The organism is Citrobacter sp. CK194, from assembly GCF_030333395.1.
GTDB lineage: Bacteria > Pseudomonadota > Gammaproteobacteria > Enterobacterales > Enterobacteriaceae > Citrobacter_B > Citrobacter_B koseri.
Genome location: NZ_JAOWGA010000013.1, coordinates 244,553 through 257,032 on the forward strand (window position 1 = coordinate 244,553; position 12,480 = coordinate 257,032).

The 12,480-nt window shown below is 50.0% G+C and carries 9 protein-coding genes; 5 read left to right on the top strand and 4 right to left on the bottom strand.

From position 1 onward, the window contains the following. Positions 1-100: 100 nt before the first annotated feature. The 4 genes from OGX80_RS03935 to OGX80_RS03950 are packed head-to-tail and all read left to right on the top strand — an operon-like array spanning position 101 to position 6,738. A complete protein-coding gene (locus tag OGX80_RS03935) occupies positions 101-1,564 on the top strand; it encodes a DUF3375 domain-containing protein (RefSeq protein WP_115181914.1) in 1,464 nt (487 codons plus the stop codon). 3 nt (positions 1,565-1,567) lie between these two features. Then, a complete protein-coding gene (locus OGX80_RS03940; RefSeq protein WP_115181913.1) occupies positions 1,568-2,185 on the top strand; it encodes a DUF4194 domain-containing protein in 618 nt (205 codons plus the stop codon). Beyond that, positions 2,178-5,552: an ATP-binding protein gene (locus OGX80_RS03945; protein ID WP_115181912.1), complete on the top strand. Its 3,375-nt coding sequence runs from the start codon at positions 2,178-2,180 to the stop codon at positions 5,550-5,552. The genes OGX80_RS03940 and OGX80_RS03945 overlap by 8 nt, the downstream gene beginning before the upstream one ends. Next, positions 5,545-6,738 carry a Wadjet anti-phage system protein JetD domain-containing protein gene (locus OGX80_RS03950; protein WP_115181911.1) on the top strand — a complete coding sequence of 398 codons (1,194 nt, stop codon included), beginning with the start codon at positions 5,545-5,547 and terminating at the stop codon, positions 6,736-6,738. The genes OGX80_RS03945 and OGX80_RS03950 overlap by 8 nt, the downstream gene beginning before the upstream one ends. Here OGX80_RS03950 and yajO read toward each other — a convergent pair whose 3' ends face one another. The 4 genes from yajO to xseB are packed head-to-tail and all read right to left on the bottom strand — an operon-like array spanning position 6,739 to position 10,807. Further along, complete coding sequence (gene yajO / locus OGX80_RS03955; protein ID WP_115181910.1) at positions 6,739-7,713, bottom strand: 1-deoxyxylulose-5-phosphate synthase YajO; 975 nt, start codon at positions 7,711-7,713, stop codon at positions 6,739-6,741. A 56-nt stretch (positions 7,714-7,769) separates the two neighbouring features. Continuing rightward, a complete protein-coding gene (gene dxs / locus OGX80_RS03960; protein ID WP_115181909.1) occupies positions 7,770-9,632 on the bottom strand; it encodes a 1-deoxy-D-xylulose-5-phosphate synthase in 1,863 nt (620 codons plus the stop codon). 32 nt (positions 9,633-9,664) lie between these two features. Further along, complete coding sequence (gene ispA / locus OGX80_RS03965; protein ID WP_115181908.1) at positions 9,665-10,564, bottom strand: (2E,6E)-farnesyl diphosphate synthase; 900 nt, start codon at positions 10,562-10,564, stop codon at positions 9,665-9,667. Beyond that, positions 10,565-10,807 carry an exodeoxyribonuclease VII small subunit gene (gene xseB, locus OGX80_RS03970; RefSeq protein ID WP_012133560.1) on the bottom strand — a complete coding sequence of 81 codons (243 nt, stop codon included), beginning with the start codon at positions 10,805-10,807 and terminating at the stop codon, positions 10,565-10,567. 195 nt (positions 10,808-11,002) lie between these two features. Here xseB and thiI point away from each other — a divergent pair, with 195 nt between their 5' ends. After that, a complete protein-coding gene (gene thiI / locus OGX80_RS03975; protein WP_049008398.1) occupies positions 11,003-12,451 on the top strand; it encodes a tRNA uracil 4-sulfurtransferase ThiI in 1,449 nt (482 codons plus the stop codon). Positions 12,452-12,480: the final 29 nt, after the last annotated feature.

The following is a 12,480-nucleotide window of genomic DNA, read 5'->3' on the forward strand; positions in this document are numbered from 1 at the left end:
ATTTATTAATTTACTAAATCAATAATGCAATTGTTACTGGACATAGATATCCGAAATCGAACAAACTAAACGTCTCTTTCTGTAATGGTGTTGATTTGTGATGGCAACCGATCTCAGTTTTGATTTCCTTGAACAGTTTAAAGAAAAGAGCCTAGCGCTCAAACTTCTGCGCTCAACGCACTTCTCGCTTATTACCAGTTTCCTGCATCAAACTTTTGTCATTACCAATCGACGCAGTGTCCCGTACCAGGAGCTTGTTGGCCTACTGGAACAGCATCTTTTTGATATTAAAGAGAGCTATGGTGAAGATAAATTTCCTAAAAATGCCAGAAACTATCTGGACGACTGGATTAATAGCAAAGGTGGCTATTTAAGAAAATATCTGACTGAAGATAGCGATGAGCCGGAATGCGACCTCCTTCCTGAAGTGGAAAAAGTTCTGCACTGGATTGAAGAACTTCAGGGACGCCAGTTTGTCGGAACGGAATCACGTTTGAAACTTTTGTTGGATATGATCGGTGAACTGGTTGAAGGGACCAGTGAAGATCCGCAGCAAAAACTACAGCAGCTCAAACTGCGTAAAGCAGAGATTGAGCAATCTATTGCCGCTGTCGAGCTTGGGCAAGATCAAGGATTTTCAGCAACACAGATTAAAGAGCGGCTTTATTTACTGTCTGATATGTCTCGTCAGCTGTTAGGGGATTTTCGTCAGGTTGAAACTAACTTTCGTCAGCTTGACAAAGACTCCCGCAGGACGATCAGTTCTGGCGGTAATATGAAAGGCGAAGTGCTGGATAAAATATTTGAACATCAGGATGTGATTGATGATTCCGATGAAGGAAAATCATTTAGCGCTTTTTTTGAATTATTGATGACGCCAAAAATGCGCAGCGGTATGCGGGAAAACTTGCAGCTTTTGCTGGATAATGAGCAGGGGCGGGAAGTTATTCGCCACGATCGTCTGTTAATCAATCTATATAGCTGGCTGTTAGATGCCGGAGGGAAAGTTAATACCACCCGGCAGCAAATAACCGATCAGTTACGTCGTTATATTCAGGAGCAATCTCAGGATACTCGCAGGGTGCTGGAGATTATTCGTGAGTTTGAAATTGAAGCGCATCTTTTTGGTGAACGAGATGAGGCGTGCGATTTTATTGCGCTGGGCGGTGTACAGGCTGAGATAAACCCCTTATTAAGCCGTCAGCTCTGGCAGCCCAAACAGGACGAACAGCTTGATAGCCAGGCCGCCGTTGCTGAACGTGAGCCTGAGGTCGATTTTAGCCAACTGCTGGCATTAAGCCACATCAGCGAACGGCAGTTGCAGCGTAATATTCTGCAGTGTCTGATGGATAATCACGGGCAGGTCACGCTTGCTGACGTTCTTGAACGTTACCCACTTGAATTCGGTCTTGACGAGTTGCTTACCTATATTAAGCTAGCCTGCGAGCAGGTTGTGACGGCGGATATCAACAGGCAGTATAAACAGCAAATCTCCTGGCAGCCGGAACCCGGTCTGGTAAGAACGGTTTCGGTACCCAAAATCACTTTTGTTCGGAGTTTATGACTGATGACGGATCTCTTTACCTCCACGCTATTCAGCGAAGATTCCCGCAATATGTCGTCGCGGATTTTGATCCGTTTGTTAAAAGGGCCGCTTTATCGTTCGCGTCACCGCGATCTGTGGGAGGCGATGGTGCGCGATCAGCAAAGCATTCGCAGCTATTTTCAACCTTTAGGTTTGTCGTTGACGCTGGATGAGGCTGAAGGTTTTGCTTTTTTGGTGCAGCAACAACCGGAAAACGATGATTTTCCGCGCCTGATCCCCAGACGCAATTTGACTTTTACTCAGAGCGTGCTACTGGTGTCGTTAAGAAAGCGACTTGCTGAACATGATGCGGAAGAAGGCGCTCCACGCCTGATCGTGACGAGGCAGGAGATTTACTCCTGGCTAAAGCCTTATCTGCCGGAGGTGAATAATGAGGTTAAGCAGAACAAAGATCTGGACGCATTAATTAAGAAATTCAGTGAAATGGGCTTTATTAGCGTACTGACCAATCATCCTGACGAATTTGAAGTATTGCGTATTATTAAAGCGATAGTGACGGCAGAACAGATCAATACTTTCATTCAGTTGTTCAGAGAACGAAATAGTGCTCAGGAGCGGGAAGGAGAAAGCGATGAGTGATGATAAAACGCTAAAAGGGTTTCGTCTTGCGCGTATGGAAGTGTTGAACTGGGGGACTTTTGATCGGAACATCTGGTCAATTACACCGGAGGGAAAAAATAGTCTGCTGACTGGCAATATCGGCAGCGGAAAATCCACGCTGGTTGATGCGCTGACCACGTTGCTGGTACCGCCCCGACGGCTTGCTTATAACAAAGCCGCAGGCGCGGAAGAAAAAGAGCGCTCTGCTGAGTCCTATTTTTTTGGTCACTATACTTCTGTTCAGGATGATAACGGCAAGGCCAGAGCGAAAGGATTGCGTGCAGATGATAAACATTACAGCGTATTACTGGCGGTGTTTTATTCTGAAGCATTACAGAAAACAATTTCGCTGGCGCAAGTTTTCTGGCTGAAACCAGGTGAGACAAAGTTAAAACGTCTCTATATTGTTGCTCAACGAGCAATATCGGTGGAGAGCGACTTTTCTGGTTTTGGTTCCAGAGTTAACGAGCTGCGTAAGAAATTACGTAGAGATAGCGCCCTTGAGCTTGCCGATACTTTTCCTCCTTACCAGCAAGCTTTTTCGAAACAGCTTGGGTTAGGCAGCGATGGACGGGCGCTGGAACTGTTTAACCAGACCATTTCGATGAAGTCTGTTGGTTCGGTGACTGACTTTGTACGTCATAACATGCTTGAACAGCCTGATATTGAGAAACAATTGCTGGAGCTTGAGCGTAATTATGACGCGCTTCGTGGTTTGCATGATGCAGTAGTTGCGGCACGCCAGAAAATCCAGCTTTTGGAACCGGTGAGCCGCCTGGGAGATGAGGCAAAACAGGCCGCTCAGGAACGTGAAACTTATAACCGAAGCCGAAACGTCCTTGAACCCTGGATGAGTACCAAAGCGATTGTTTTATATCGTTCCCGCCTTGAGCGCCAGCAGCAGGATCTGGCAAAACAGGCGATTGAACTGGACAATCTTGATAACTCCGCCATGACCGCACAGCAGCGTATTGAACATATCCGTGACGAGATCGCAGGGAATGGCGGCGGTCGACTCCAGCAGCTTGCTGCCGACATTAAGCAAAAAGAGGCTGAACGCGACGAAAGACGTAAGAATTATCATTTCTATCAGGGAATTGCGCAGGCGTTAGAATTAAATACCCAACTTGATCCTGCGACCTTCGTCAGCAATATTGAGCAGGCGAAAATTCATGCGGAAAGTATTAGCCAGAAACTTGAAGCGCATGAAGAGAGGCGTGATGAATTAAATCGTCGTTTATGGCAAAAAAATTCAGAGCAGAAAAAAATTGCTGACGAACTGACCGCGCTTAACAAGCGCCAATCCAATATCCCCTCACGCCAGTTAGCAATTCGAGAGCAACTGTGTGAAACGCTGGATCTTGCAGAAAATGAGTTACCATTTGTCGGTGAATTGTTGCAGATAAAATCCACGCAGCAGCACTGGCAAGGGGCTGTGGAAAGGGTGATGCATGGTTTTGCCCTTAGTCTTCTGGTCCCCGATGCGTTTTATCAGCAGGTTTCTGATTTTATAGAAAATACCCACCTGGGTGGTCGTCTGGTTTATTATCGGGTTAAACAGAAAAGTGATTTTTTGCCTGCCGTCAATTTGTCCGGGTTATTGCCGGAAAAGATAGAAATCAGGCCTGATAGCCCTTTCTATGCATGGCTTGATAAAGAAATCAGACAGCGCTTTAACTATTGGTGTTGCGACTCATTGACCGATTTTCGTCGTAGTGAAAGGGCGATTACCCTGAATGGCCAGGTAAAGACGGGGCCGGATCGCCACGAAAAAGACGACAGATATCAGATTCAGGATAAAAGTCGCTATGTGCTGGGATGGAGTAATAAAGAGAAAATTCAGCTACTGGCGGTGCAATATAGCCAGATGCAAACTCAGATAGCCAAAATAAATGAGGAACTTGGCGAGTCGCGTAAGTTTAAAGAGTCTCTTGATGAACTTCGGCGAAAAGCTCTGCAGCTTGCTGATTTCAGCTATACATTTGCGCAGATCAACTGGCCACTTTCCAGTGAGCAGGTTGAATCGCTTTTTGCGGAATACCGTCTGCTGGAATCCTCTTCCGATACGCTCAAGCAATTACAAAGCGACCTTGATATGGCGCGCCTTGAACTACGTCAGGTACAGGCCGCGCGTGATGAACTGCACAGTAAGCAAGGAGAGCTGAAAAATAAAATTGCGACCAATCAGGGAGATCTGAATCAGCAGCAGATCCTGGCCTCCACCATCACAGCGCAGCAGCAGGACGAGTGTTATCCTCTGCTGGAAGAGCTGTTTGCGCGTTACGGTGCAGGCGAGGGATTGCGTATTGAAATGCTGACTAATCAACTGTCACTACTGCGCACTAAGCTGAATGAAAAAATCCAGCATCTTGAGGAAAGGCGTACCAAAAAGCAGGACGGTATGATCGCGGCGATGGGGGATTTTATTCATGCTTTTCCGAATGATTCCACAGAACTGGATCGCAGTTTGGCAGCGTTGCCGGAATATCAGCAGCTTTTGGCACAACTGCAAAAAGAAGATCTGCCTCGTCATGAGGCGCGTTTTAAGGAAATGCTCAATCGTGATACGATTCGCGCGATGACTCTGTTCCGCAGTCAGTTAGATAAACAAGAGGAAGAGATTAAGAACAGGATTCGGGTGATTAACCATTCGCTTATTGATTTAGACTACCAGCCAGGTACATATATTGAGGTGATGGGCGTATCGTCTCCAGATGTTGAAATCCGGGAGTTTAAACAGCGGCTTAAGCAGTGTGTGGAATATAGTACCGATGACAATTTTTATTCAGAACAGAAATTTGAGCAGGTAAAATCACTGATTGAACAGATGCGTAATCAGCCTAAATGGACACAAAAAGTGGTCGATGTACGCTATTGGTTTCTGTTCAATGTTATTGAGCGCTACCGGGAAGATAATAGTGAGAAAGAGTGTTACTCCGATTCTGGTGGCAAGTCCGGTGGGCAAAAAGAGAAACTTGCTTATTCTATTCTGGCTGCGGCGATTATGTTGCAATATCATCTTGTTGATGAAGGTGAAAATAACGTCAATGCCAGACGTTTTAATTTAGTGGTGATTGACGAAGCCTTCGCCAGAGGCTCAAAAGACAGCACCCGATTTGGGCTTGAGTTGTTTAAAAAATTGGGGTTACAACTGCTGTTAGTAACGCCATTGCAGAAGTTGGATGTGATTGAGAACTATGTTAATCATGTTCATTTTGTCGATCAGAAAGACAACCGTTCAATGGTGCTAAATATGTCAATTGAAGATTATCGTCAGCGTTTACAGCAGAATAAAGCATTGCAGGGATATGCCGAACTGGTAGAAGAAGGTGACTGTAATGTTTGAAATAAAAGCGTTGCGTGAAAAGCTAATGAAGATGTGGCGGCGATATGACTTTCATCAACGCTGGCTGACGGACAGTTTTGAGTTCCCGTTGTATCTCTCTTTGCCGAAAATAACGGATCGACAACTGATGCATGGTTTTACCGATCTGCAACAGCAGGTCATTCGGTTTCGCAACGACTGCGAAAGTAAGCCGGGTATTGAGTTGGTTGAAAAAGAGTTCAATTTCTCATCAATGGGGCGACAGAGAATACCGGTTGCTGTTGCATTGACATCACTGGATTCGGTATGTCACTTTCTTGGACAGAAAGCCTGTTGGGATAATTTCGTTAATGATGTTGTTTTACTACGTAATCACTTTCCTCAAATTGAACCGTGGCTTAGCGAGAATATTTCTCTAATTGAGCAACACCACGGCGACTGGATTAAGTTAATCCATGTATGCCGTTATTTTCTGGCAACGCCGCATCCGGGACTCTATTTACGCCAGCTTGATATTATTGATATCGACAGTAAGTTTATCGAAACGCATAAGCGAGTTTTGCGACAGCTGCTAGACTATTTGTTGCCGCAAGAATGTATCGATCTACGTTATTCCCAACTAACCGGCCATGGGTTTGAACAACGCTATGGTTTGCAGTATGAAAAACCGGTTATTCGTTTTCGGCTGCTTGATCCTGCGTTGGCAAGGCGTTTTTGTGGCGTTCGGGATATGGCGATCCCGATTGATGAATTTGTGCGTCTGGAATTGTTTCCGAAAAAAATTTATATCACTGAAAATAAAGTTAATTTTCTTACATTTCCTGATGTTCCTGATGCGATGGTGATATTTGGTCAGGGTTATGGTGTTCAAATGTTGAAGGAAGTGGCATGGCTAAATTGGGTGAAAATCTATTATTGGGGGGATATTGATACCAACGGTTTTGCTATTTTATCCCAGCTGCGCGGCTATTATCCCCACGTTGAGTCATTACTGATGGATGAAGAAACAATTCTAGTGTGCAGAACATTCTGGGGTGATGAACCGGAGAAAAATTGCCACTCGGCTGAGCTATTGCCGTTCCTTACCGAAAAGGAATCTCTGGTTTATCAGGGGATTAAATCTCACTATTGGAAAAAGTTTCTGAGAGTTGAGCAGGAGAGAATTCCGTTTCATCTCCTGCAGCAGGCGCTTTCGAAGTTGGGATAATTATTTAAACCCGACCACCGGATGCTGTTTATATGGCGTTTCCAGCTCGGCAATCTGCTCTGGCTTCAACGTCAAATCCACCGCGCTGAGCAACTCATCCAGCTGTTCTTCCCGCGATGTACCGATAATCGGCGCAGCGATGCCTGGTTTACTCAATAGCCATGCCAGCGCCACCTGCGCACGCGTTGCGCCAAGATCCTCACTGACGCCCGTCAGACGCTCTGCAATCCGTGCGTCATTCTCATCGCTCTCGCTGTACAGCGTCTTGCCGAACTCATCGGATACCGAACGTGCGGTGGTTTCTCCCCACGGGCGCGTCAGTCGTCCTCGTGCCAGCGGGCTCCACGGAATCACCGCGATCCCTTCGTGATAGCACAGTGGCAGCATTTCGCGCTCTTCTTCGCGATAGATGAGATTGTAATGATCCTGCATACTGACAAACTGTGCCCAGCCGTGCTGTTTTTGCAGCGCCAGCGCCTGGGCAAACTGCGCGGCGTGCATGGAGGAGGCGCCGATATAGCGCGCCTTACCGGCCTTCACCACATCATTCAGCGCTTCCAGCGTCTCTTCTATCGGCGTGTTGTAATCCCAGCGATGAATTTGCAGGATATCCACATAGTCCATACCCAGACGTCTCAGGCTGTCATCAATGGAACGCAGGATTTGCGCGCGGGATAATCCTTCTGGCAGGTCGCCGACGCGATGAAAAACTTTGGTGGCGACCACCACTTCTTCGCGGCGGGCGAAATCACGCAGCGCGCGACCCACAATCTCTTCGCTGCTGCCTGCGGAATAGCTATTGGCGGTATCAAAAAAGTTAATACCGCCTTCAAGCGCGCGCTTAATGATGGGGCGGCTGCTTTCTTCCGGTAGCGTCCAGGCGTGATTGCCGCGATCCGGTTCACCGAACGTCATGCAGCCCAGACAAAGGCGAGAAACCCGTAGATCTGTTTTTCCTAAGGTGTTGTATTGCATTGTTCCGCTCCTGTTATACCCGTTATTGATTAAGCATAGCAGGAGCGGGGAGGGGATTATGCCAGCCAGTCCTTGATTTTGGCCTCAATTCCGGCGGCATCCAGACCGAGTTCCGCGCGGGCCTCGTCCTGTGTACCCTGCGGGATAAAGAAGTCCGGCAGGCCGATATTCAGTACCGGAACGACTTTACGATGCGCCATCAGCACTTCGTTAACGCCGCTGCCTGCGCCGCCCATAATGGCGTTCTCTTCAAGAGTGATCAGCGCTTCGTGACGTTCAGCCATCTCCAGAATCAACGTTTCATCCAGCGGCTTCACAAAGCGCATATCGACTAAGGTCGCGTTCAGGGATTCGGCGACTTTTGCCGCTTCCGGCAGTAGCGTACCAAAGTTCAGAATCGCCAGTTTTTCACCCTGACGTTTGACGAGTCCTTTGCCGATCGGCAGTTTTTCCAGCGGCATCAGTTCCACGCCAACGGCGTTGCCACGCGGATAACGCACTGCCGTTGGGCCATCGTTATAGTGATAGCCGGTGTACAGCATCTGGCGGCACTCGTTTTCATCGCTCGGCGTCATAATGACCATTTCCGGGATGCAGCGCAGGTAAGAGAGATCGAACGCGCCCTGGTGCGTCTGCCCGTCAGCGCCGACGATACCGGCGCGGTCGATAGCAAACATTACCGGCAGTTTTTGGATCGCGACGTCATGCAGCACCTGATCGTAGGCGCGTTGCAGGAAGGTGGAGTAGATCGCCACGATCGGCTTATAACCACCGATCGCCAGACCGGCGGCAAAGGTCACTGCATGCTGCTCGGCAATCGCCACGTCAAAGTAGCGGTCGGGGAATTTACGTGAAAACTCCACCATGCCGGAACCTTCGCGCATTGCCGGGGTGATTGCCATCAGCTTGCTGTCTTTGGCGGCGGTTTCGCACAGCCAGTCGCCGAAGATCTTTGAATAGCTCGGCAGGCCGCCGCTGCTTTTTGGCAGGCAGCCGCTGGATGGATCGAATTTTGGCACCGCGTGGAAGGTGATCGGATCTTTTTCCGCCGGTTCATAGCCACGACCTTTTTTGGTCATGATATGCAGGAACTGCGGGCCTTTCAGATCGCGCATGTTCTTCAGCGTGGTAATCAGCCCCAGCACGTCGTGACCATCGACCGGGCCGATATAGTTAAAGCCCAGCTCTTCAAACAGCGTGCCTGGCACGACCATGCCTTTGATATGTTCTTCGGTGCGTTTGAGCAGCTCTTTGATAGGCGGCACGCCGGAGAACACTTTCTTCCCGCCTTCACGCAGGGACGAGTAGAGCTTGCCGGAAAGCAGCTGCGCCAGGTGGTTGTTCAGCGCGCCGACGTTTTCCGAGATCGACATTTCGTTGTCGTTGAGAATGACCAGCATGTCCGGCTTGATATCGCCCGCGTGGTTCATCGCTTCGAACGCCATCCCGGCGGTGATCGCCCCGTCGCCAATGACGCAAACGGTGCGACGGTCTTTGCCTTCTTTTTCTGCGGCGACCGCAATGCCAATACCTGCGCTAATGGAGGTAGAGGAGTGGCCGACGCTCAGTACGTCGTATTCGCTTTCACCGCGCCACGGGAAGGGGTGCAAACCGCCTTTCTGACGAATGGTGCCTATTTTATCACGACGCCCGGTGAGAATTTTGTGCGGATAAGCCTGATGCCCCACGTCCCAGATTAACTGGTCAAACGGGGTGTTATAGACATAGTGCAGCGCCACGGTGAGCTCCACCGTGCCCAGCCCGGAGGCGAAATGTCCGCTGGAACGACTGACGCTGTCGAGTAAATAGCGGCGCAGTTCGTCGCAGAGTTTCGGCAGACTCTCTTTTGGTAGCAGGCGTAACTCCGAAGTGGAGTCGACCAGTGCCAGGGTCGGGTATTTGGCTATATCAAAACTCATCAGAGGCCTATTAAGTAAGACTTGTTGTTTGTTTATTTATCACGCTGGATTATGTAGTCCGCTAGCGCTTCCAGTGCCGAGGTATCGAGTGAGAGGTCTGCCAGCTGCGTTAACGACTGACGGGCGTCTTCGATCAGATCCCGGGCTTTATTCCGGGCTTGCTCAAGGCCCAGAAGTGCAGGGTAGGTACTTTTGCCAAGTTGCTGGTCAGCCCCCTGACGTTTACCCAACGTTGCAGTATCGCCCACCACATCCAGAATGTCATCCTGGACCTGGAAGGCAAGGCCGATACTTTCTGCGTACTTATCGAGTATCGGCAAGGCGTTTCGTCCGATTTCTCCGGCACTTAGCGCGCCAAGACGAACCGCAGCGCGAATCAGCGCGCCCGTTTTATGACGATGGATACGCTCCAGCGCCTCCAGCGGCACCTGTTTCCCTTCGGCATCAAGATCCAACGCCTGGCCACCGCACATTCCGGCGATGCCGCTGGCGTTCGCCAGTTCAGAAATCATAGCAATGCGGTCGCGGTCGGCCACTTCCGGCATCGGGGCATCGCTGATGATAGAAAACGCCAGCGTTTGCAGGGCATCTCCGGCCAGAATGGCATTCGCTTCGCCAAATTTGACGTGACAGGTCGGCAGACCGCGACGCAGGTCGTCGTCGTCCATCGCGGGTAAATCGTCATGAATCAACGAATAAGCGTGAATGCACTCAACGGCGGCTGCCGGGGCATCCAGCGTGGACAGGCTTACGCCAAACATCCTGCCCGTTGCGTAAACCAGGAACGGGCGCAGACGTTTACCGCCTAATAATGCGCCATACTGCATGGTTTCGACCACGGGAGTGTTCTGAAAGGGCAGTGGTGCGATAAAACGGCTCAGCGCCTGGTTGGCCTGCTCGACGCAAGCCTGTAGCTGCTGCGAAAAGTCCATTTACTCATTATCCGGTGTAAAAGGCTCAGGAGATGCATCTTCATTGTCAGACAGCAGAATCTGCACACGCTGTTCGGCCTGTTGCAACTTTGCCTGCCCCTGACGCGCCAGCTGCACGCCACGTTCAAATTCGTTCAGCGCCTCTTCCAGCGGCAGGTCGCCGCTTTCCAGACGGGTAACAATCTGTTCCAGCTCGCTCAGCGCTGTTTCAAAGCTGGCGGGCGCCTCATTTTTCTTCGGCATAATGAATATCTGACTCTCAATATTTTCAGCTCTGATATGGTAACGGACTCAGAGCAATTATCAAATAACGCGCAATGTGCACAGGACGACCATGATGGTGGTATACTTCCGCGCCTGGATGCAGCTCCATGTATGGGCTGCTGTACTCTTTTCTCCACGACAAGCCTTGATGCTTGCTTAAGAACCATTGCCGCCATGAAGTTTATCATTAAATTGTTCCCGGAAATCACTATCAAAAGCCAATCTGTGCGTTTGCGCTTTATAAAAATTCTGACCGGGAACATCCGTAACGTGTTAAAGCACTACGATGAGACCCTCGCCGTTGTTCGCCACTGGGATAACATTGAAGTTCGCGCCAAAGATGAAAATCAACGCCTGGCGATTCGCGACGCGCTGACCCGTATTCCGGGCATCCACCATATTCTCGAAGTCGAAGATGTGCCGTTCACTGATATGCACGATATCTTTGAGAAAGCGCTGGTGCAGTATCGCGATCGGCTTGAGGGCAAAACCTTCTGTGTGCGCGTTAAACGTCGTGGTAAGCATGAGTTTAGCTCCATTGAGGTGGAACGTTACGTCGGCGGCGGTTTAAATCAGCATATTGAATCGGCGCGCGTGAAGCTGACCAACCCGGATGTGACGGTACATCTGGAAGTGGAAGACGATCGTCTGCTGCTGATTAAAGGCCGTTACGAAGGTATCGGCGGTTTCCCGATCGGCACCCAGGAAGATGTCCTGTCGCTGATCTCCGGCGGTTTCGACTCCGGCGTTTCCAGCTATATGCTGATGCGTCGCGGCTGCCGCGTACACTACTGCTTCTTTAACCTTGGCGGCGCGGCGCATGAAATCGGCGTTCGCCAGGTGGCGCATTACCTGTGGAACCGCTTTGGCAGTTCGCATCGCGTGCGTTTTGTCGCCATCAACTTTGAACCGGTGGTCGGCGAGATCCTCGAAAAAGTCGATGACGGTCAGATGGGCGTGGTGCTGAAGCGCATGATGGTGCGCGCGGCGTCGAAAGTGGCGGAGCGCTACGGCGTACAGGCGCTGGTGACGGGTGAAGCGCTGGGGCAGGTTTCCAGCCAGACGCTGACTAACCTGCGTCTTATCGACAACGTTTCCGATACGCTGATCCTGCGCCCGCTGATCTCTTACGACAAAGAGCACATCATCAACCTGGCGCGCCAGATTGGTACGGAAGATTTTGCCCGCACGATGCCGGAATACTGCGGCGTTATCTCGAAAAGCCCGACGGTGAAAGCGATCAAGGCGAAGATTGAAGCGGAAGAAGAGCACTTCGACTTTAGCATTCTCGATAAAGTGGTTGAGGAAGCGAGCAATGTCGATATTCGCGAAATCGCCCAACAGACCGGGCAGGACGTGGTGGAAGTGGAAACCGTCAGCGGCTTTGGCCCGAACGACGTGATTCTGGATATTCGCTCCGTTGATGAGCAGGATGACAAACCGCTGAAAATCGAAGGCGTGGATGTGGTTTCTCTGCCGTTCTACAAGCTGAGCACGAAGTTTGGCGATCTTGACCAGAGCAAAACCTGGCTGCTGTGGTGTGAGCGCGGCGTGATGAGCCGTTTGCAGGCGCTCTATCTGCGTGAGCAGGGCTTCCAGAATGTGAAGGTGTATCGTCCGTAATTGTTAGCACGATTGCAGGCCTGATATGC